Genomic DNA, 21,825 nt, shown 5'->3' on the forward strand with positions numbered 1-21,825 from the left:
AATATGATGATTTCCAAAGATTAAGACTAGTAAAAGATCATGATGGAAATATTTTGAAAAGTTATCAATATCACTACGCCAATTAATCCCAGTAAAATTTACCCTTATGAAATCTTTCATTAGCCAGTTTTTTATCGCATTGATTGGATGGATAATGATATCTGCCAACATAGCCGCCCAAAATAAACCTGGCGTTCATATAGTGCCATTACCCACTGTTGCTGTGAACCCCGTGCCAGTATACCCTAACACTGTAAAACTGAATTATATCCGTACCTGGGAGCCTTCGCGCCCTATTACAGATCCGGCTACTGTGCCATCTTACACCGATCCCAAAGATGTAAAACAGGGCACGCAATACTTAGATGGTCTTGGAAGGCCTATGCAAACAGTAAACAAAGGTGTTTCCCCGGGCGATAAAAGGGATCTGGTGACACCCATCCTATATGATGACTTAGGTCGTGCGCGATACCAATATCTTCCCTATATTTCTCCTGATGCAAACGGAGAATTTCAACCGGCGGCCTTTATAGATCAGGCCACCTTTGCAGGTGCGTTTTATCCGGGTGAAAGTGTGTTTTACTCAGAAACAGTATATGAACCATCTCCTTTAAGCCGGCCTTTGCGTGTAATGACAGCGGGAAACAGTTGGGCGGGTAGCGGCAGAGGTGTTCAGTATCAATATCTCACTAATAAACCGGCAGATGATGTAAAGATCTGGGAAATGGGGAGTAATGGTTATCCCGTAATCCGGTCAACGCCTTATCCTGAAGGAGAGCTCTTTAAACACATCGTTACTGATGCAAGTGGTAGTAAGACCATAGAATATAAAGACAAAGAAAAAAGGATCATCTTAAAGAAAGTACAATTACAGCCAACAGCAGGAGAAGCATATACCGGCTGGCTTTGTACCTATTATGTATATGATAGCTATAGTAATCTGCGTTTTGTTTTACCGCCACGGGCAGTAGAAATACTAACAGGAAATAACTGGAACCTGGCAGATGTTTCTTTGCGCAATGAGCTTTGTTATAGTTACAGCTATGACGACCGTAAGCGTCTCATACGTAAGCAATTGCCAGGAGGCGCCATAGCGGAAACCGTATACGATGCGCTAGACCGCCCGGTATTGAACCGCGACGGCATACTGCGTCAGCAGGGTAAATGGATCGCTACTTTGTACGATGAGATGAACCGCCCGGTGATGACAGGCTTCTATGCTTCTACCCAAACGATAGAACAACTGCAGGCAGTGATGAATGTTGAGCTATCTTATATTACCAGCGATCAATTAGACATACTTAGCTGTACTTATTATGATGATTATACTTTTCCTGGTAAGAAAGATGCTGCTTCGCTTTCAATGGCCGCTCCTCTTGGTACGCCCTACGTTGATGAACAGCCAATTAACCCCGAAGTCAAAGGGTTGATGACCGGTAGCAAGGTGAAGGTGTTGGGAAGTAATCAATGGCTATATACCACCAGGTATTACGACACTAAAGGCCGGGTTAGGCAAACTCTTTCCGATAATAGTGCCGGAGGTACAGACATCCTTACGATGTTGTATAACTTCAACGGGCAAACGTTGAATGCCAACTTAATACATCATCATCCCAGGAGTGTGGCAACGCCTGAAGTACAGGTGTTAACCATGTTTGAATATGATGAAGCCAGCCGTTTAACAAGGATCAGTAAAAAGCTGAATGGGAAAAATCAGGTAACCATTGATAGTATTGAGTACAATGCACTGGGAGAGATAAAGAGAAAAACCTTTAAAAGAACCGATGGCACTGTACTGGAAACACTTAACTATGATTACAATATAGCAGGTTGGTTAACTAGTATCAACAAAGGATATTTTGGTGCCGAAACCAATCATTATTTTGGTGAAGAAATCAGCTTTGATTATGGCTTTACGGAACCCCAGTATAATGGAAATATTGCTGGTATACGGTGGAAAGGCGCCAGTGATCCAACAGAAAGAGCATATGGTTATGCCTATGACCCTGCAGGCAGATTAATGAGGGCAGATTATAGCCAGTTTTCCGGCGGTACCTGGGCGCAGAATGGCGTTAACTTCGACGTGAAGATGGGAGACGGAATTGATCCTGTTCAGGCTTATGATGCTAATGGGAACATTAAACGGATGCAGCAATGGGGGCTTACCGGGGCAGGCAGCGACCAGATAGATGATCTGAGATATAGCTACCAGGTAAATGGCAACAGTAACAAGTTGCTGGCTGTAACAGACGAAAGGAATAACAGTGCTTCCACATTAGGAGATTTCAAAGAAATAATCAAAGGGCAGGCAGTTGATTATGCCTACGATGACAATGGTAACCTGACTGTAGACAATAATAAAGGCATTACGCAGATTACCTATAACTACCTGAATTTACCGGAACTGATTACCATTGCCGGGAAAGGGAGCATCCGGTATGAATATGATGCGGCAGGCGTAAAACATCGTAAAACGGTAACGGATAATAGTAGTGGAAGCCCAACAACTACTGTTACTGAATATATTGGAGATATGGTGTACGAACAAGACAGTTTGCGGTTTATTGGTCATGAAGAAGGTCGTATACGCCTGGTGTATACCAGTGGTCAGCCAGTGCAATTTCTCTGTGATTATTTTGTGAAAGATCATCTGGGAAATACAAGGCAGGTACTAACCGAACAACAACAATATAATTTGTATCTTGCGAGTATGGAAGCGGAAAGAGCTTCCACAGAAGATGCCCTGTTTGCCAACATTACCTCAAGCCGTATTAATAAACCAGCAGGTTACCCAGATGGCGCTGATACTGCGAATAGATATGTTGCAAAATTGAACGGCAGTCAGCAGGATAAACGTATTGGCCCTTCCCTGGTATTGAAAGTAATGGCAGGCGATACCGTTGTTATTGGTACAAAGGCTTTTTATAAGTCTGCTAATCCTCAAGAGAAAAGCAATGCACCAGCTACAACGGAAACAATGTTGGCAGCCTTGCTGCAGGCATTTAATGGGAATATATTAAAGGAAGAGACCCATGCTGCCGCTGCTGTTGCTCAGTCCTCGCCTTTTAATAACACATTTTATAATGTTGACTATCAGCGATTAAAAGAAAAGTATCCGGATCAGCAAACAAACGATCGTCCCAAGGCTTATCTTAGTTATGTGCTGTTTGATGACCAGTTCCACCTGGTGGGAGAAAACAGTGGGGTGAAACAGTTGAGAGGAATCCCCGATCAGCTACAGACATTGGCTACAGAGAAGATGCCTATTACGAAAAGTGGTTTCCTGTATGTGTATACCAGCAATGAAAGTGCGCAGGATGTATTTTTTGATGATGTAATCTTAGGGATTAGTTCCGGCCCCTTGTTGGAGGAGACGCATTATTATCCGTTTGGACTCGCGATGAGTGGGATAAGTTCCAATGCGTTAAAGGGGGCGAATTATCCGGAGAATAGGAAGAGATACAACGGAAATGAATTACAGTCTGGAGAGTTCAGTGATGGATCAGGGTTAGAGTTGTATGATTTTAATGCAAGAACGTATGATGCACAGATAGGAAGATTTTTACAGATAGATCCTCTTATTGAGAGTAACCAAGAGGATTATACGCCGTATCATTTTGCATTTAATAATCCTATAAGGTTTGGTGATCCGGATGGTAAATTCCCAATTGTAATACCAATAATAGTTTATGGGCTGGAACTTGCGTTTGAAGGGTACGAGGTTTATCAAGTCTATCGGGTTGCCACTACGACAATGTCAGCAGTCAATTTATTATCCGAAGCGGCGGGAAAAAATGGTGCTAAGCCTAAAGATAAAGAAGCTGCTCCTGCTACTAAAGATGAGACTGCGGCTCCATTGAAAGCTCCAGAAAAGGCTATTGATGAGAAAGATAAGCCGAAAGTTTCGCCAGAAGTGGCGGATATATTGGGGAAAATGGAATCCATAACGGTACCGGAGAAACACGGTGGTGGTAAAAATGGACAACATGCCAATCAAAAAGCAAGAGAATCAGCAAAAGATAGATATGAATCGGCAAAGAAAGAATATGAAACCTTGAAAAGTAAGCCCAATAAGACAAAAGAGGATAAAGCATCGTTAGATAAGTTAAAGAGAACTGTAGATCACGAAAAGAAAAAAATGGATAATACGGGCGAAAACCATAGTAGAAAAGCAAAGGGAAGTAATTAGTAAATCAAAGTATGAATATATATACATTTATTACGGAATTTAGAGGAGGCACATATATTAGTCAGGTTAAAGGGATTAATGTAAATGCTGCGATGGTTTTGTGGAGTGAAAGTTTAGACTTGGCCCAGATAAAGTTTTTAGGAGAAAAAGGGAAGTTAGAATTACAAGCGGAGCTTAATAATGAAAGCCCAACGAAGGTGGAGGGGATTGAGAATGTGTGGTTCTTTTGTTTAAGAATAAAGCCTGGTCTTCTTATGGTCAATGTGATAAAGACGTCAGAGTCATAAAAGATTTTGTGTTTATCATAACTTAGCCGAATTGAAATAAACAGAGAAGCCGATGGAGCTCCATCGGCTTCTCTGTTTTAGTTTTTTATGCTTTTAATTTTTTAACAGTAGTGGTGAGTTGGGCTTCTTTTAAGAATGCATCGATCACCCGTAGTATGGTATTACGGTCTTCTTCTGAAATCTTATCCAGTAGCTCCAAGCGATAGAGCATTTTTTTGTCCTTCACTAAAAAGGTTGTGTTACCCACCAGATAATCCAGGCTCACGTCCAGCGCGTCCGCAATCTTTGCGGCTACTTCTACAGATGGGGTAATCTCGTTACGCTCATAACGACCGATGATAGCACCTGAGGTGCCTACCGCCTTACCGAGCCTCAAGAGAAAAGCAATGCACCAGCTACAACGGAAACAATGTTGGCAGCCTTGCTGCAGGCCTTTAATGGGAATATATTAAAGGAAGAGACCCATGCCGCCACTGCTGTTGCTCAGTCTTCGCCTTTTAATAACACATTTTATAATGTTGACTATCAGCGATTAAAAGAAAAGTATCCGGATCAGCAAACAAACGATCGTCCCAAGGCTTATCTTAGTTATGTGCTGTTTGATGACCAGTTCCACCTGGTGGAAGAAAACAGTGGGGTGAAACAGTTGAGAGGAATCCCCGATCAGCTACAGACATTGGCTACAGAGAAGATGCCTATTACGAAAAGTGGTTTCCTGTATGTGTATACCAGCAATGAAAGTGCGCAGGATGTATTTTTTGATGATGTAATCTTAGGGATTAATTCTGGCCCCTTGTTGGAGGAGACGCATTATTATCCGTTGGGGCTCGCGATGGCGGGGATTAGTTCGAATGCGTTGAAGGGGAGTAACTACCCTAAGAACAGAAAAGAATACAACGGTATAGAGCATACGACTGATCTTGATCTTAATCAATATGACGCGTTTTATAGAACACTTGATCCACAGATACGTAGGTGGAACCAGGTAGATCCGAAGCATTGGGAGGTGGGGGGAAAGTATTGGTTGGGAACCCATCATTGGTAATGCCTCTTCCTGTTCCTGGCAGTCTACTTAAGGCCAATGATGTATAAAAAGCGCAGGAAAGAGTCGATATGCTTAGTGAGAAGCCCCGTCCTGGAGAAAATTTTACGAGGGCAGGAAAGAAAGCAGTTAAAGATTTGAATAAAGCTCAGAAGGGAGGAAAGATGGAAGGTGAGAATTGTGGTGTAGAGGTGCAAAACGGAGAGCAGCACCAAAGAGGTGAAACGCCGCCGTCAAACGAGGCGCATGTTGATCATAAGAAGCCGAAATCGAAAGGAGGTAGTGGCACTCCGGATAATGGACAGGTGCTTTGCAGGGGATGTAGTATTAAAAAAAGTAATAAAACAGATGGACAATAAGCAGAAAATATTATTTGTACAGGCACTTGAGGAAGGTGGTACTGAAGTAGAAAGCCTTTGGTGTAGTCATGTGGGAGATTATTATGTTATTGATAATATTCCATTTATAGCCAGACGTATAGCCTTAGGGGATACAATAAAGGCTGAATATGATAGCGATGAAGATGCCTACTATTTTGATGATTTTGTTGCAGTATCAGGGAATAGTACTATTCGTTTATTTTTTACTGAAGAAAAGTATATTGAACAAGCGAGATTGGATCTAAATGCATTTGGATGTGAAAACGAGCTTTTTTATTTGAGAAAGATAGTTGCCGTTAATATTCCCAAAGAATGTAATTATAAACCTGTTAAAGATTATCTTGATAAAGGAGAAGCTGATGAAAAGTGGGTATATGAAGAGTCTTGTTTATCGTACGAGTATTAGAAATAACATTAATGCCATCTGATGGAGGTGCAGCCGTAGCTACAAAGCAGGTGGCTAAAGTTAGAATTGCGATTACTGCTGCATATGTTCTTTATTTGGGTATAAAATTAGGGGTGGCAGTTTTTCTGGCGCCGGAAACCGCAGGCGCATCATTGGTCCTGGCGGGTGCTACACCATGATAATTTTTTATTATTAAAATGATTTTATGCCTTGTAATTTAATAATAGCTGGAAAAAACTTCGATATTTCTTCTTTTTTAAGTGCGACCAGGTTGCGGGTTGTAAAGAAAAGGAATAAGGGTGAGCCTCGTTTTCCGTTAAGACCAAATGGAGAAAAATTGCCTTATTCTTTTTTAACTATAAAAACGAGTAAAGCAGATTTTACTGATTTAAATACGCAGGTAAAGGATATTCTCAGGTATTTAAAAAGGCACCGTGACCAGCTATTGCGTATCAAAAAAACTAAAGGGATCGATCAAATCAGTCTGGATTTTGGCATTGAGTTCTCAAGTGGGAAATCTTCGATGCAAATATTTATGCCTGTTGAGCTGGTTAGTCTGGCTGCTGAATTCGGGATCAGTATTCAAGTCTCAGTTTATGCGGAGAATTTTGGTAGCTAACTATGATGAACAAAGTAATTGATATAGTTATCATTTTATTATTACATTCAATTAAAATCACTGGATGTGATTAACACTGTCAAAAGGATAAAAGATTTGACTTTGATAAATTTAAGATTGATTTTGAATCGTTTTTTCAACGAAGTGGATTGATATAATTCTTTTTATAAGAAACAAGAAAAGGGTGTCTCAAAAGTAATTTTGAGTGCCCTTTTCTCATTTTGAATAATGTTTATCCCGTAATCCGGTCGACGCCTTATCCGGAAGGAGAGCTATTTAAACACATCGTTACTGATGCAAGTGGTAATTATGCTTCTACCCAAACGATAGAACAACTGCGGGCAACGATGAATGTTCAGCTATCTTATATTACCAGCGATCAATTATACATGCTTAGAAACGCCGCCGAAGCCACCAACTACTGAGTAAAAAATATTAATAGTAAAAACAAGAATAAATGGAACATATGGCCAAAGGAAATGTTTACTTCGAAAAGCCTTTGTTGAAACGCAAAAGGAACGCCCTGATTTACAGATTGTATTTAATCTTCTGAAGCAATCAGCGAACAAAGGAAATGCAGAAGCATTATACGCTATTGGCACTTGGTACTTACATGGGACATTTGTGGAAAAGAATCCATTTTTAGCGGTTGAATATTTTCTGATTTCTATAGAAGGTAATTATAGTAATGCTTATTTTGATTTAGCTGTTTGTTATGAAAACGGAGATGGGGTGAAGAAAAGCTTTAAAAAAGCATTTGAGTGCTATTTAAATGCTGCATTACTAGGGGATAAGCAAGCTATATATGAAGTTGGTAGATGTTACTATTATGGAATTGGTATATCGAAAAATGAAGGAATTGCTAATATTTGGCTTAGGCAGGCCAAGGAAAAAGGGATAACAGATTAAGTAGATATGCTTTCACTTAAATGGGTATTATCGGTATTCTGTTACCAATTCAAATGTATCATTAGACACGTTGGCGGTATCGTCAAGAATATGGAGGTTATTTGGATATCAAATACAAATATAAGAATAGCCGAGGGGTATTATGCAGCGGTCAGCTATTTGGGTAAAATCACTACGATAAGATTAAACTCAAACCCGGATAAGACCTAGGTAAAGGAGTGTACAATACTAGGGGCCATTGCTTACTAAACGGAAGAGCTGGGGTTTACTATCCTAGGCGGTATCTGGTTGGATAATTAATACTGCATCAAAAATTGCATTTTGAAATAATGTCTCTCAAAATCATCTTTTTTCATCTAAAATAAAAGAGCGTCTCAATTACTTTTGAGACGCTCTCGTTGCATTGGATTGGTGTATGCTTGATGGTAGTAGTAGCCAGGTGCTCCACGAAAAGATGATATCATCAGGGGAGTGAATGTTACTACTAACAAAAAAATAGAGGAAAGGTTGAAGCCAATCTTATTATTTTATTATTGCTTCACCTGTTAGCATACACCGGTATCTTTTCAAGTAAAAGTTATGTACCGCGTTGTACTAAACGGAGCGTTTTTTCCGAAAAATAGTACCGGTTATGTAGCCATATTATCCTTGCTAAATAATGATGCACGGTCACCTCGACTCTTTTCCAGCAGTGACTCAACGTATCGCTGAGCTGGTTTTCCGGCAAATCATCTTACTATAATCTTCCAAAATAGCACTATATTTGTAAGGTAAACTTATAAAGTTACCTTACAAATATGTTGTTAAAAGACCAGGATACGTTAGCGGCTGAATTGCGCCCTTTGTTGACCAGGCTGGTACGAAAGCTCCGCAGATTATCACCTTCAAACGAACAGTTGTCGCAGAGCGAGCGTGCTGTATTGGTGTTGCTGGAACAGCATGAGCATTTGCTTTCGGCTGAGCTGGCAGTAATGGAGAAGATGACGCCGCAGTCGATGGGGCAGTTACTGCACCGGTTGGCTGCGCAGGGGTTAATTACCCGTAAAAGCGTTCCCTACGACAAGCGGAAGATTAATATTTCCCTTTCTGATGCGGGCAAAGAGCGGATACAGCGGATAAGGAAAGAACGGAATGAATGGTTAAGCAAGGCGATTCACAGCGCCTGTACACCGGCAGAACAGGCTATCTTACAGGCTGCCCTTGCTCCCTTAGCCAAAATAGTTGATTTTGAATGAAAGCGTGCCATAAGCAATGAATATCACTACATTTAATGCCTTCAAAAGCCGTAATTACCGGTTATATTTCAGTGGCCAGTCTATTTCACTGATTGGAACCTGGATGCAGAAAACGGCCGTAAGCTGGGTGATCTACTCCCAAACCCATTCTAAGTTTATGCTGGGGCTTACCCTTTTTGCAAGTATGTTCCCGTCTTTTGTCTTCTCTTTTCTGGGAGGAGTAGCCTCCGACCGGTATAATCGGTATAAACTATTGTTGCTTACCCAGGTAGCCTCAATGATACAGGCCGTGCTGTTAACGGTGCTCATTTATTTCAGGCATTATGCGGTATGGGAGATCATCGGCCTGAGTGCTTTTCTGGGGTTCATCAATGCTTTCGATGTGCCTGCCCGTCAATCGCTTGTATATGAAATGGTGGATGACAAGGCAGATCTGCCTAATGCCCTTGCATTGAATTCTTCCATGGTAAATCTCTCCCGTTTGATAGGTCCGGGTATAGCGGGGTTGGCATTGGAGAAATTTGGGGAAGACATTTGTTTCGGTTTAAATGCGATCAGTTTTATTGCCGTAATAGGCTCGCTGCTCCGCATGAAGCTACCACTTTATACACCTAAACTTCACACAAAAAATATATTGGGCGAGTTGAAAGAAGGGTTTGTGTATATCAAACAGACGCCTGCTATCTCCTTGATATTATTAACATTAGGATCTGTTAGTCTATTGGTACTGCCTTATGCTACGCTGATGCCGGTATATGCCCGTGATATTTTTAAGGGCAATGCGTCTACCTTTGGGATGATTGATAGTGCTATTGGTTTGGGGGCTTTTTTGGGCGCTATTTTCCTTGCTTCGTTGAAACCAGGTAAAAATCTGCGGAAGATATTAGCCGTGAATACCTTAGTGTTTGGGGCGGGGTTGGTATTGTTCTCACATACCACCATTTACCCGTTGGCGTTGATATTTGCTACGATGGCGGGCTTTGGGATGATGTCACAAATCACTATCAGTAATACGCTGATACAAACCACCGTAGACCCGTCAATGCGGGGCCGGGTGATCAGCTTTTATGCAATGGCTTTTTTTGGTATGCAGCCGCTGGGAGGCTTATTGGTGGGGACTATTTCACAATGGATCGGCACTCCGGATACTGTTTTGTTGCAGGGACTTATTACCTTATGTATTGGTGGGTTGCTTTTCCGCGCAGTACATGTAGGGCAACCGGGTGTTTTGCCGGTGCGTTCCTAAAAAAGAATATTGTGTATAAAATAACAATAGGCCGTCGGAGACGGCCTATTGTTATTTTATACTTACTTAACCCTTATTATTAAGCGCTGCAGGTAACGCAACCTTCTTCCATGGTGCAAACAGCGCCCACGATCTCTTCTTCGAAGTTGCTGTTGCCACCGGTGGCTACTACTGGCTGGATCTGATGGCCAGCTTGTTTTTCTACAGTAAACTGTACTGCTTGCGCAGCTGCCTGTGTACGCAGGTAATACATACCGGTTTTTAAGCCTTTTTTCCAGGCGTAGAAGTGCATGGAGGTAAGTTTACCCGTAGTAGGCGTATCTACGAACAGATTAAGCGATTGCGATTGGCAGATGAAAGCACCGCGATCTGCTGCCATATCAATGAGATTACGTTGCTTGATCTCCCAAACTGTTTTGTACAGTTCTTTGATATTGGCAGGTATTTCGTTAATATTTTGGATAGAACCGTTGTGTGCAATGATCTTTGTTTTCATATCATTATCCCACAGTCCCAGTTCTACCAGGTCTTTCAGGAGGTGTTTGTTCACCACTACAAATTCTCCGCTCAGTACACGGCGGGTGTAGATATTGGAGGTGTAAGGTTCAAAGCACTCATTGTTACCCAGGATTTGTGAAGTAGAGGCCGTAGGCATAGGCGCCAGCAACAGAGAGTTGCGGATACCATGCGCTACGATCGACTGTTTCAGGGAAGCCCAATCCCAGCGGTTGGTAGGTGTTACATCCCACATATCAAATTGCAGGGTACCTTTAGAGGCGGGAGAGCCGGCGAAAGTTTCGTAGGCACCGTCTCTTTTTGCCAGTTCATTAGAGGCAGACAAGCCAGCAAAGTAGATGGTTTCAAATATTTCGCTGTTCAGTTTTTTCGCTTCATCGCTTTCGAACGGATAGCGCATGAGGATGAAGGCATCTGCCAGCCCTTGTACGCCCAGTCCTATAGGGCGGTGGCGCAGGTTGCTGCGTTTGGCCTCTTCTACCGGGTAATAGTTGTTGTCGATAATTTTATTGAGGTTGATGGTAGCCTGGTAGGTCACCTCATATAATTTTTCGTGATCGAATTTACCGTCGATAACAAAGCGGGGCAGTGCCAGGGAAGCCAGGTTACATACAGCTACTTCGTTGGCGTCGGTATATTCGATGATCTCTGTGCAGAGGTTGGAGCTCTTGATGGTACCCAGGTTTTGCTGATTGGATTTACGGTTGGCCGCATCTTTATACAGCAGGTAAGGGTTGCCGGTTTCTATCTGTGCATCCAGGATAGCGAACCAGAGGTCTTGTGCTTTGATGGTTTTGCGTGCACGTCCTTCTTGCTCGTATTGGGTATACAGTTTTTCAAATGCTTCGCCCCAGCATTCGTGGAGTCCAGGTGCTTCGTGTGGGCAGAACAGCGACCAGTCGCCGTTTGCTTCCACGCGCTTCATGAACAGGTCGGAAACCCAGAGGGCGTAAAAGAGGTCGCGGGCGCGCATTTCTTCTTTACCATGGTTCTTGCGTAAGTCCAGGAATTCGAAGATATCGGCGTGCCAGGGCTCCAGGTAAATGGCGAAGGCACCTTTACGTTTGCCACCACCCTGGTCTACGTAGCGTGCAGTATCGTTGAATACGCGGAGCATTGGGATGATACCGTTGGAAGTACCGTTGGTGCCGCTGATATAAGAACCGGTAGCGCGGATGTTATGGATGCTTAATCCGATACCGCCGGCGCTCTGGGAAATTTTAGCGGTTTGTTTCAGCGTATCGTAGATACCTTCAATGCTATCATCTTGCATGGTGAGCAGGAAGCAGGAAGACATCTGAGGTTTTGGTGTGCCCGCATTAAACAGGGTAGGCGTAGCGTGTGTGAACCAACGCTCGCTCATCAGGTGGTAAGTTTTGATGGCAGACTCGATATCTTCTTTGTGGATGCCTACAGAAACGCGCATCAGCATGTGTTGCGGACGTTCCTGTACTTTACCGTCTGTTTTCAGCAGGTAAGAGCGTTCCAACGTTTTGAACCCGAAATAGTCGAACGCAAAATCGCGGTCGTATATAATGCTGGAATCCAGGAGCTCTGCATTTTTCTTAATGATCTCATACACGTCATCAGACAGCAGCGCGGCCGATTTACCGGTTTTAGGATCTACATACTCATACAGTTTTTTCATCGTTTTGGAAAACGATTTGATGGTATTTTTATGCAGGTTGCTTACTGCTATGCGGGAAGCCAGCAGGGCATAGTCTGGATGTTTAGTTGTAAGGGATGCTGCTGTTTCGGCAGCCAGGTTATCCAGTTCACTGGTAGTTACACCATCATACAAACCTTGTATTACTTTTTTGGCTACATCTATGGCGTCTACATATTCAGTATTAAAGCCATAGCATAGTTTTTCAATGCGCGCAGTGATTTTGTCGAATTTCACTGCTTCTTTTCTACCATCTCTTTTGATGACGAACATGGGAGTAGAATTTAAGCGTTTAGCTATTAGTGATAAGCTGTTAGCTAAAGTAGGTTAGTAAATATTTTTTATTAGCCGCGACTAGAAATCTTCTTCCAGGCTGAATGTTTGCGATTCTTTGGTGCCGCCCATTACTCCTGATTTCTGATAATCTCCCACACGTTTTTCAAAGAAGTTGGTTTTACCTTGTAAGGAGATCATTTCCATGAAATCAAAAGGATTGGACGCGTTATATATTTTAGTGTAGCCCAGTTCTCCCAGCCACCTGTCTGCCACAAATTCAATGTATTGCGACATCAGGTCGGCGTTCATGCCGATCAGGCCTACTGGCAGGGCTTCAGTAATAAATTCTTTTTCGTAGGTAACGGCATCACGGATAATCGTGTGTACCTGTTCTTCGCTGAGTTTATTTTCCAGCATGCTATAGAGCAGGCAAGCGAATTCGCAATGCAATCCCTCGTCTCTGCTGATCAGCTCGTTGGAAAAAGTTAACCCGGGCATCAGTCCTCTTTTCTTTAACCAGAAAATAGAACAGAAGCTACCGCTGAAGAAAATACCTTCTACAGCAGCGAAAGCCACCAGGCGCTCTGCAAAGGAGCCATTCTCAATCCAGCGTAACGCCCATTCTGCTTTTTTCGCCACAGCAGGTACAGTATCTATAGCGTGGAATAAGCGGTCTTTTTCTGCCGGATCTTTCACATAAGTATCGATCAGCAATGCATATGTTTCAGAGTGAATGTTTTCCATCATGATCTGGAATCCGTAAAAACAACGGGCTTCCGGAATCTGTACTTCACTCATAAAGTTTACTGCCAGATTTTCATTTACTATACCATCGCTGGCCGCAAAAAATGCCAGTACATGAGAAATAAAATGACGTTCTCCATCGTTCAGGTTTGCCCAATCCTTTAGGTCACTGCTTAAATCTATTTCTTCGGCTGTCCAGAAACTTGCTTCGTGTTTTTTGTATTGCTCCCAGATTTTTGGGTATTTGATTGGCAATAGCACAAAGCGGTCCTTGTTCTCTTTTAAAAGAATTTCATTCTCGTTACTCATCTTTAATTATTTTATGGGTACTGTCGAAGGTTTTTGGTTTTTCTGTTTGGGGTCAGCATACTGAAACCAGCACTTTTCTCCTCACATTATCTTGTTTCAACATCTCTGTTTTCCTAAAATCCATACGCTCAGGAATACAAATGTAAGCATCCCGCTAAGGGATGTCGGATATAGTTTTCAACAGGTGTGGAAAAAGATATAAAACATTATCAGGGTATAGTGGCATAGCATGTTTCACGGCGTGTAGGGTTTGTGTATATGTAATATGATTTCCATGTAAAAAAAATCTATAGTAATATGTTTGTATGGTGCTTTATTACCGTTACTTTATAAACACATGACCCTCAGCCCAAAAATGGACCAGAAAAATTTTTGTTAAAAAGACCCCACTTTATGAATATATATGCGGTAATTTTTCATATTTACATTTCTAAGTTTTAAACATATGTCCGAACCGGTTATCGCTCTTCACGCTGTCAAAAAAAATTATCAGGATGTGCCCATCTTGGATATTGCCAAACTGGAACTGCCTGCTGGCATTTATTGGTTACAGGGTGAAAACGGTGCGGGCAAAACCACCTGTATGAAGGTGATGGCTGGCCTAATCCCATTTAAGGGTGAAATATTATTGCAGGGGAATGTGAGCAGCCGCCAACACCCGGTGCAATACCGCCGCTTAATTAATTATGCAGAGGCAGAACCTTTATATCCTTCTTTTCTCACCGGCCGCGATCTGCTGGAACTATACCTTAATACTAAAGGAGGCGATCGGGAGGCAATCTATGAAATCGGAGCGCGTATAGGAGTGGATATGTATGTGAATAACCCGGTAAGCAGCTATTCTAGCGGAATGCTCAAAAAACTGTCACTGCTGCTGGCCTTCACCGGCAACCCGGCCCTGATATTGCTCGATGAGCCGCTGATCACCATAGATACCCGCGCTGTTGGTGTATTGTATGAGCTGATCCGGCAATATAACGCTAAAGGCGTTTCTTTTTGTATTACTTCCCATCAGCCACTTGATGAAAGGGAGATAACGGTAACGGGTACACTAAAAGTGGCCCATAAAAACATTACGCTCAATTAATATGCGTACCACCTCTGCTGTACTCAGTAAAATATTTACACAAAGATTCTATATTCAGAATACTGGCTTTTTCCTGGTGCTTTTCTATTTGTTGTTTGGTGTAGTGAACGGCGCTAATCTGATCAACTACCACAAGGCGCTTATGCTGGGCTTCCTGGAAAACTACTCTTTTCTGTTACTGGTAGTGTTAATATGGACTTCTTATGCATTAAAATGCACTGGCTTTATCCTGCAAACCTTCCAGTTGCAAGGATATGATTTTCTTTTTTCTACCATGGGCAGTATCCACAAGCCTGTCCGTTGGCGTATCTGGTTGATGCTGCATACTGCCATATACCTGCCCGTGTTAATCTATGCCGGTATAGCTGTGGTAATAGCTGTACAACAACACTACTATGTACAGGCAGTATTAGTTACCCTGGTGAATATTATGAATTGCGTATGGCCATTAACGTTATACGAACGTAAGCTAGCGCAACCCGATATTATTTTTTTTACCGGACATATACAACGATGGATTAACCGGCATTTTACCAAACCACCGGTGTTGTATTTTCTTTATGAGCTGTTCACTAATTTTCCCAGGCGTATTGTGAGCACCAAGCTATTTTCTACCTTAGTGCTGTGGCTTACTTTCATCATTATGGAGCGGGGGGAATATTTCGATCTGCGTGGCTTACAGGTAGGCGTTATTGTATGCGTATTGCTGCATATGCAACTAATGGTGCACCACCGTGCTTTTGATGATACTTATCTCAATTTTATGGAGAACCTGCCCATTAAACTGGTTAAGCATTATCTGCGGCTGATAGGGATATATCTTATTTTGTTTATACCGGAGATGATCATTATTACTGTGAATGCCTACACGAAAACAACTGTATACGGATTAGTGACTGTATGTTGTACTGCGTTGTCGTTGCTTGTTCTTTTTCGCTGCCTGCTGTATTTTCCAAAGATGAACCCGGAAGTACATATACGTTATACCATGTTAACGGCTTTTATTGTGTTGTTTATGATCCTTGGATATTACCAATGGTTGGCCATTCTGTTGTTACAGATAGCATCGGCTATTATATTCTTCAAAAAATACCGTCAGTACGCACCTTACATAGCACCTGAATCATGAGCTGAATTTGTTGCTTAACCGTGCGAGCTATTACGAATAATAGATTTGCTCCTGGCAGGTGTTATATACGTTTCTCTTTATTGATGAATTTCCGGTGGATGACTTCCTGCACAGGTATGGCTTCGATTTTGCTTTCCAGCCAGGAAATAATATCAAGGTACAGGAAGGAACGGCGTTCGTAAGGGTCTTCAGAAATTACTTCCAGCCGGTCTTTTAGATCGGTAAAAGCGCTGCGTAGTTCTTTCGGATTGGCATAAATATACCGGCGCAAGAATTTCATGATCTCTTCCATCACCAGCCCAAGATCTTTATGTTTAGAGATAAAGTGGTACACTGATTTGATCAGGTATTCTACCAGGCTGTAGTTCTCCAGTTCGTAGTGGGCAATCAGGTGGAGGATGCGCGCGAAACACTGTATGTCTGCCCGCAGGTTACCTATCTTCAGATTAATAATTTTATTAAGATATACGATAGCATTGCTGTTATCGCCGCTACCAAAATACAAACAGGCTATTTTGTAATAGAATACCAGCACACGGTGTTGGTCTATTTTGAGCGTATGCCGCCCAATCTCTGTTTCCAGTTCCGGCACCATCAGCAATCCCTGGCTGAATGTGCCTTCCAGGAAGTAACGGTTTATTTTGGCCGTATATAGATATACGAAAGCGGAGGTACGGGTGTTTTCGTGAAAATTGTCCTGGTTTTCTTTAATGAAATCTTCCAGGTCTTGCAGCGCCGATTTAAATTTTTCGAAATTAGAGGTATAAAAGTGAGCGGTTAGCAGGTTATGCTGCGCTTTGATGTATAGATCCATGTCTGTAAGTTGCAGGTAAGGGTATTTCCGGAACAGGTCTACCCATTTCTGCGTATAGCGGTAGTACATCACGAAATCCTGCAGGATGTAGTAATACCAGCTGGAAGCCTGGTACATGTATATTTTTTCATAAAAGCTCATGTGGGCATGTTGCAATGCGGGGAGCTGGCTTTCGAAGAAAGATTTTACCATTTCCGCATCACGTTCGTTGCGCGCGTGCCCAAGTTTCAGGTACAGGCCATACATGCGCAGGGAGAGGGTGGAAAGGCGGCTGATATTGGTGAGCTGTTGCTCTATTTGCCGGGACTCGGCACTTAGCACTTCTGCCCTGTTCTCTAGGCTGCGGGTAATGTGCCGGGATTCTATCAGTTTTTCAAATTCCACGATCTCGTAAGTCAGCATCACTTCTTCCTGCTCCATGGCGGCCGTTTTGGCTTTCGCCAGTATTTTCAGACTTTGGTTATACAATCCTTTATTGTACAATACCCGCGCATGGTCCAGTTGTTCCCGGAGATCGATCAGCGGGTCTTTTTGTTTGTACAGTTGCCGTAAGCTGGATAACAGGTGCTTGTACAGGTGCGCCTTTACGTTGGATAACTGTTGTTTTTTGATATCGGTGATCTTTTTGAGGATCTGTTCTTCATCGTACTCCTTCATTTTATCCAGCGTATTGAAAAGCTGTATAAAAAGCACGTCCTCTTTGGTATTATCCCTGTTAAACGCCAGTTGGAAATTGCGTTTTTCAGATTTAGTAAGTGTTTTTATCAATATGAATAAAGCATCGCTTTGGCTGTTGGGCATCGTTAATAAAATCTTGTAAATAATTGATAAACAATATATTGACGTATATAGAAGGCTTTTAAAGGTTGTAATTAAGGCAAATTTAGCAATATGTCAATTAATTAAGGACCATTAGATTTGAAGGTATAAACAATTTTTAAAGGAAGCTAAAAGGATGGGAAAAACGTTATTTGATAAAATTTGGGACGGCCACATTGTAGTGAGCAAGCCGGGGCATCCCGATGCGGTGTATATCAACACGCACTTTATTCACGAGGTAACCAGCCCCCAGGCATTCGATGGATTGCGTAAGCGGGGCATTCCTGTTTTCCGTCCGGGTAAAACAAGGGCTACTGCCGACCACAACGTACCTACCTTGCACCAGGATCAGCCTATCAAAGAAGCGCTTAGCCGCAAGCAGGTAGACATGCTGACTAAAAATACCACGGAGTTTGGGGTGGAGTTATATGGTCTGGGGCACCGTTTCCAGGGCATCGTACACGTGATCGGGCCGGAATTGGGGATTACCCTGCCGGGCATGACCATCGTGTGTGGCGATAGCCATACCAGCACGCATGGTGCTTTTGGCGCAGTAGCTTTTGGCATCGGCACCTCTGAGGTAGAGCAGGTGTTGGCTACACAGTGCATCCTGCAATACAAGCCCAAAAGAATGAAGATTGAGGTAAATGGGCAGTTGGGCAAGGGTGTATTGTCGAAAGATATTATCCTGTACATCATTTCTAAAATATCCGCTTCCGGTGCCACCGGTTATTTTGTGGAATATGCCGGTGAAGCTATTCGCAGTCTCAGTATGGAAGCGCGTATGACCATCTGCAATATGAGCATTGAAATGGGTGCCCGCGGAGGTCTTATTGCGCCGGATGATACCACTTTCAATTATATCAAGGGCCGCGAATTTGCTCCTGCCGGTGCCGACTGGGATCAATCCCTGGCCTACTGGCAAACGCTGTACTCCGATGCAGACGCCGAATTTGATAAAGTGCTCACTTTTGATGCGGCCGATATAGAGCCACAGATTACCTATGGCACCAATCCAGGCATGGGCATGGGTGTAACCCGTAGCATTCCTGTACTGGAAGACCTGGAAGAAAAAGAAAGACCGTCGTTCAATAAATCCCTCGAATATATGGATCTCCAGCCTGGCGCTGCATTGCTGGGAAAAAAGGTGGATTATGTATTCATTGGCAGTTGTACCAACTCCCGTATCGAAGACTTACGTTTGGTAGCCGACTTCGTAAAAGGAAAGCGTAAGGCAGATGACGTGGTGGTTTGGATTGTACCCGGCTCCAAACAAGTAGAGGCCCAAGCCAAAGCAGAAGGGATAGACCAGATATTTGAAGCAGCCGGTTTTCAGTTGCGTGAGCCCGGATGCTCCGCCTGCCTGGCCATGAATGAAGATAAAGTGCCTGCCGGCATGTATTGTATCTCTACTTCCAACCGCAATTTCGAAGGCCGTCAGGGTCCTAATGCCCGTACTTTCCTCGCCAGCCCATTAACAGCGGCAGCGGCGGCCATTACTGGAACGGTAACGGATGTACGGCAATTGCTGGGATAGGTTATCAACACTAACTGTTGGCGCCTGAAAGCCTGTAGCTGATCATTATGCCTAAAACTTTATCAACATGAGCGGAGATCAATGGAACGCAGATCTATATAAAGAAAAATATGCCTTTGTATTCGAATACGGCAACAGCCTGATCGACTGGTTGCAGCCAAAATCTGGTGAAGTTATACTGGACCTGGGTTGCGGCACTGGCGAACTTACCGCGCAACTTGGGCAAACTGGGGCCCGGGTAACTGGTATAGACGCTTCTGCCACTATGATCGCAAGCGCAAAGGAGCATTTTCCGGAAGTAGATTTTGAAGTGGCAGATGCCACTGCGTTTTCTTTGCCACAGCAGTTCGATGGCATCTTCTCCAACGCTACCCTGCACTGGGTACGCGAAAAAGAACAAGCGATCGAAAGAATGTATGCTCATCTCCGCAAAGGCGGTAGGCTGGTACTTGAAATGGGAGGAAAAGGAAATGTACAGCATATCCTCACCTCCCTAGAAAAAGCAATGGAACAACGTGGTTATACCTATACGCTTTTCTGGTACTTCCCTTCGCCGGCAGAATATATTACCCTATTGGAAAAGGCAGGGTTCAGGATAGACCGCGTACATTATTTCGACCGCCCTTCCAGGTTAACAGACCCGGAAACGGGTATCGTCAATTGGCTCGAAATGTTTGCGCCTCATTTCTTTACAAATGTGCCAGAAAAAGATAAAGTGGCTATTATGGAACAAGTGCAGGAGGAAGTAGCACCACTGCTGATAAAAGATGGCGCGCTGTATGCCGACTACGTTCGTCTGCGGGTAGCCGCCACAAAAATTTAAATTGAAAAGTGTATCATGAGTAAAATATTTCAACATCTCGTTTCACCTGCGGTACCTGTGCCTATCGAAAATATAGATACAGACCAGATTATACCGGCCCGCTTTCTGAAAGCAACTACCCGGGAAGGCTTTGGAGAAAATCTGTTCCGCGACTGGCGTTATGAAGCGGACAATACACCGAAAGCCGACTTTGTAATGAACAATCCCATCTACGGCGGTAGCATTTTGGTGGCTGGCAAGAACTTCGGTTGCGGCTCTTCCCGTGAGCATGCTGCCTGGGCTATTGCAGATGCCGGCTTTAAAGTGGTGGTGAGCAGTTTTTTTGCAGATATCTTCAAAAACAATGCCCTCAACAATTTCATCTTGCCCGTGCAGGTGTCTGATGCTTTCCTGGATAAGCTCTTCAGCGCTATTGAAGCCAATCCGCAGACTGCATTGGAAGTAGACCTGGAAAACCAATTCATCAGGATCGTTGCCACCGGAGAGCTGGAGAATTTCGATATCAACCCGTATAAAAAAACATGCCTGATCAATGGATACGATGATATTGACTATTTACTGAGCCTCCGCAAAGAAATTGAGCAATACGAAACTACCAGAGCATATAATTTTTAACCTGATCACTAAAATTACAACTGGCTTTGGCCGCTAGCTGCTAGCGGCCAAAGCTAAAATTTAACAGCTATATGGGCATTGAGAAGAAAATACTGGTAATACCTGGAGATGGAATCGGACAGGAAGTAACGTCATGGGGACAAAAGGTGTTGACTACCATTGCAAATAATTACCACCACACTTTTACCTTCGAAGAAGGTATTATGGGACACGTAGCCATTGAAGCCACTGGCGAGCCACTGCCGGATGAAACATTGCAGAAAGCAAAAGGCTCCGATGCCATCCTGTTTGGCGCTATTGGCCATGCTAAATATGATAATGACCCGACCTTGAAAGTAAGACCTGAACAAGGGTTGCTCAAAATCAGAAAAGAGCTTGGGTTATATGCTAATCTTCGCCCGATCAAGCTGTTTGATGAACTGCTGGAAGCTTCCAGCATCAAACCGGAAATATTGAGAGGTGCAGACATCCTTTTCTTTCGCGAACTTACCGGAGATGTATACTTCGGCGAGAAGTTAAGGACAGCCGACCGTAATACCGCTTCCGATCTGATGATCTACCATCGTTTTGAAGTAGAACGTATTGCCCGTAAAGCCTATGAAGCCGCGCGCACGCGCCGCAAAAAGCTTTGTTCTGTAGACAAAGCCAATGTATTGGAAGCCAGCCGCCTGTGGAGGGAAGTAGTACAGGAAGTAGCGAAAGAATATCCTGATGTGGAAACAGAACACATGTTTATCGACAACGCCGCCATGCAATTGATCAAAGACCCGAAACGTTTTGATGTAGTGCTTACTGGTAACTTGTTTGGAGATATCCTCACCGATGAAGCTTCCCAAATAGCCGGTTCTATGGGGATGTTGGCATCTGCTTCTGTAGGTGACAGCATTGGTTTTTATGAGCCTATCCATGGTTCTGCACATGATATTGCCGGTAAAGGCATTGCCAATCCGCTGGCTTCTATTTTGTCGGCAGCCCTGATGCTGGATATCTCCTTCGGGCTGAAAACAGAGTCCCAACGTGTGATCAAAGCCGTGGAAGCTACACTCAGACAAGGGTACAGAACAATGGATATTGCCAACAAGCATACTGACAACGATTTCATTATGGGCACCGATGCTATGGGCACTAAAGTATTAGAGAACCTGAACTAATCATTCAATAAAATCATTACACCTAT

General features: G+C 43.2%; 20 protein-coding genes. 16 read left to right on the forward strand and 4 right to left on the reverse strand.

The window, feature by feature from the left end:
* Positions 1-106 precede the first annotated feature (106 nt).
* Together ACDQ55_RS10275 and ACDQ55_RS10280 are read left to right on the forward strand one after the other, a co-directional pair.
* Positions 107-4,189 (forward strand): DUF6443 domain-containing protein, encoded by a 4,083-nt coding sequence (locus tag ACDQ55_RS10275; RefSeq protein WP_420981297.1) that lies wholly within the window; start codon positions 107-109, stop codon positions 4,187-4,189.
* 11 nt (positions 4,190-4,200) lie between these two features.
* A complete protein-coding gene (locus ACDQ55_RS10280; RefSeq protein ID WP_420981298.1) occupies positions 4,201-4,476 on the forward strand; it encodes a hypothetical protein in 276 nt (91 codons plus the stop codon).
* Positions 4,477-4,561: 85 nt separating this feature from the next.
* Here the strand turns inward: ACDQ55_RS10280 and ACDQ55_RS10285 are convergent, their stop codons facing one another.
* Positions 4,562-4,852 carry a helix-turn-helix domain-containing protein gene (locus tag ACDQ55_RS10285; RefSeq protein WP_420981299.1) on the reverse strand — a complete coding sequence of 97 codons (291 nt, stop codon included), beginning with the start codon at positions 4,850-4,852 and terminating at the stop codon, positions 4,562-4,564.
* Positions 4,853-4,885: 33 nt separating this feature from the next.
* On the opposite strand from ACDQ55_RS10285, the gene ACDQ55_RS10290 reads away from it, so the two are divergent.
* The 8 genes from ACDQ55_RS10290 (at position 4,886) to ACDQ55_RS10325 (ending at position 10,313) form a co-directional block, all read left to right on the forward strand.
* A complete protein-coding gene (locus ACDQ55_RS10290; RefSeq protein ID WP_420981300.1) occupies positions 4,886-5,521 on the forward strand; it encodes a hypothetical protein in 636 nt (211 codons plus the stop codon).
* Between the two features lie 68 nt (positions 5,522-5,589).
* Positions 5,590-5,877: an HNH endonuclease gene (locus ACDQ55_RS10295; RefSeq protein WP_420981301.1), complete on the forward strand. Its 288-nt coding sequence runs from the start codon at positions 5,590-5,592 to the stop codon at positions 5,875-5,877.
* Positions 5,867-6,304, forward strand: coding sequence for a DUF4265 domain-containing protein (locus tag ACDQ55_RS10300; RefSeq protein ID WP_420981302.1), 438 nt, complete (start codon positions 5,867-5,869; stop codon positions 6,302-6,304). The genes ACDQ55_RS10295 and ACDQ55_RS10300 overlap by 11 nt, the downstream gene beginning before the upstream one ends.
* 205 nt (positions 6,305-6,509) lie before the next feature.
* Positions 6,510-6,923, forward strand: coding sequence for a hypothetical protein (locus ACDQ55_RS10305; protein WP_420981303.1), 414 nt, complete (start codon positions 6,510-6,512; stop codon positions 6,921-6,923).
* A 221-nt stretch (positions 6,924-7,144) separates the two neighbouring features.
* Positions 7,145-7,348 (forward strand): hypothetical protein, encoded by a 204-nt coding sequence (locus ACDQ55_RS10310; RefSeq protein ID WP_420981304.1) that lies wholly within the window; start codon positions 7,145-7,147, stop codon positions 7,346-7,348.
* A gap of 124 nt (positions 7,349-7,472) precedes the next feature.
* A complete protein-coding gene (locus tag ACDQ55_RS10315) occupies positions 7,473-7,832 on the forward strand; it encodes a tetratricopeptide repeat protein (RefSeq protein WP_420981637.1) in 360 nt (119 codons plus the stop codon).
* A 797-nt stretch (positions 7,833-8,629) separates the two neighbouring features.
* The gene (locus tag ACDQ55_RS10320; RefSeq protein ID WP_420981305.1) at positions 8,630-9,067 is read left to right on the forward strand and encodes a MarR family winged helix-turn-helix transcriptional regulator; all 438 of its coding nucleotides are present in this window, start codon (positions 8,630-8,632) and stop codon (positions 9,065-9,067) included.
* 16 nt (positions 9,068-9,083) lie between these two features.
* Positions 9,084-10,313, forward strand: a complete 1,230-nt coding sequence (locus ACDQ55_RS10325) for an MFS transporter (RefSeq protein ID WP_420981306.1) — start codon at positions 9,084-9,086, stop codon at positions 10,311-10,313.
* Between the two features lie 79 nt (positions 10,314-10,392).
* Here ACDQ55_RS10325 and ACDQ55_RS10330 read toward each other — a convergent pair whose 3' ends face one another.
* Together ACDQ55_RS10330 and ACDQ55_RS10335 are read right to left on the reverse strand one after the other, a co-directional pair.
* On the reverse strand, positions 10,393-12,768 hold the full coding sequence (locus tag ACDQ55_RS10330; protein ID WP_420981307.1) for a ribonucleoside-diphosphate reductase subunit alpha: 2,376 nt from the start codon (positions 12,766-12,768) through the stop codon (positions 10,393-10,395).
* Between the two features lie 81 nt (positions 12,769-12,849).
* Positions 12,850-13,824, reverse strand: a complete 975-nt coding sequence (locus ACDQ55_RS10335) for a ribonucleoside-diphosphate reductase small subunit (protein ID WP_420981308.1) — start codon at positions 13,822-13,824, stop codon at positions 12,850-12,852.
* Positions 13,825-14,269: 445 nt separating this feature from the next.
* On the opposite strand from ACDQ55_RS10335, the gene ACDQ55_RS10340 reads away from it, so the two are divergent.
* Positions 14,270-14,911 (forward strand): ABC transporter ATP-binding protein, encoded by a 642-nt coding sequence (locus tag ACDQ55_RS10340; protein WP_420981309.1) that lies wholly within the window; start codon positions 14,270-14,272, stop codon positions 14,909-14,911.
* 1 nt (position 14,912) lies between these two features.
* Positions 14,913-16,040 (forward strand): hypothetical protein, encoded by a 1,128-nt coding sequence (locus ACDQ55_RS10345; protein ID WP_420981310.1) that lies wholly within the window; start codon positions 14,913-14,915, stop codon positions 16,038-16,040.
* Positions 16,041-16,101: 61 nt separating this feature from the next.
* On the opposite strand, the gene ACDQ55_RS10350 is transcribed toward ACDQ55_RS10345, so the two are convergent.
* The gene (locus tag ACDQ55_RS10350; RefSeq protein ID WP_420981311.1) at positions 16,102-17,655 is read right to left on the reverse strand and encodes a hypothetical protein; all 1,554 of its coding nucleotides are present in this window, start codon (positions 17,653-17,655) and stop codon (positions 16,102-16,104) included.
* Between the two features lie 154 nt (positions 17,656-17,809).
* On the opposite strand from ACDQ55_RS10350, the gene leuC reads away from it, so the two are divergent.
* From leuC to leuB, 4 genes are all read left to right on the forward strand, one after another.
* On the forward strand, positions 17,810-19,210 hold the full coding sequence (gene leuC, locus ACDQ55_RS10355) for a 3-isopropylmalate dehydratase large subunit (RefSeq protein ID WP_420981312.1): 1,401 nt from the start codon (positions 17,810-17,812) through the stop codon (positions 19,208-19,210).
* A 67-nt stretch (positions 19,211-19,277) separates the two neighbouring features.
* Entirely contained in the window at positions 19,278-20,033 is a 756-nt protein-coding gene (locus ACDQ55_RS10360) for a class I SAM-dependent methyltransferase (RefSeq protein WP_420981313.1), read from the forward strand.
* A gap of 15 nt (positions 20,034-20,048) precedes the next feature.
* Positions 20,049-20,648 carry a 3-isopropylmalate dehydratase small subunit gene (gene leuD / locus ACDQ55_RS10365; RefSeq protein WP_420981314.1) on the forward strand — a complete coding sequence of 200 codons (600 nt, stop codon included), beginning with the start codon at positions 20,049-20,051 and terminating at the stop codon, positions 20,646-20,648.
* Between the two features lie 77 nt (positions 20,649-20,725).
* The gene (gene leuB, locus ACDQ55_RS10370; protein WP_420981638.1) at positions 20,726-21,799 is read left to right on the forward strand and encodes a 3-isopropylmalate dehydrogenase; all 1,074 of its coding nucleotides are present in this window, start codon (positions 20,726-20,728) and stop codon (positions 21,797-21,799) included.
* Positions 21,800-21,825 lie beyond the last annotated feature (26 nt).

The sequence above is a fragment of the Chitinophaga sp. 30R24 genome, assembly GCF_049056765.1.
In the GTDB taxonomy this organism is placed as follows: Bacteria; Bacteroidota; Bacteroidia; order Chitinophagales; family Chitinophagaceae; genus Chitinophaga.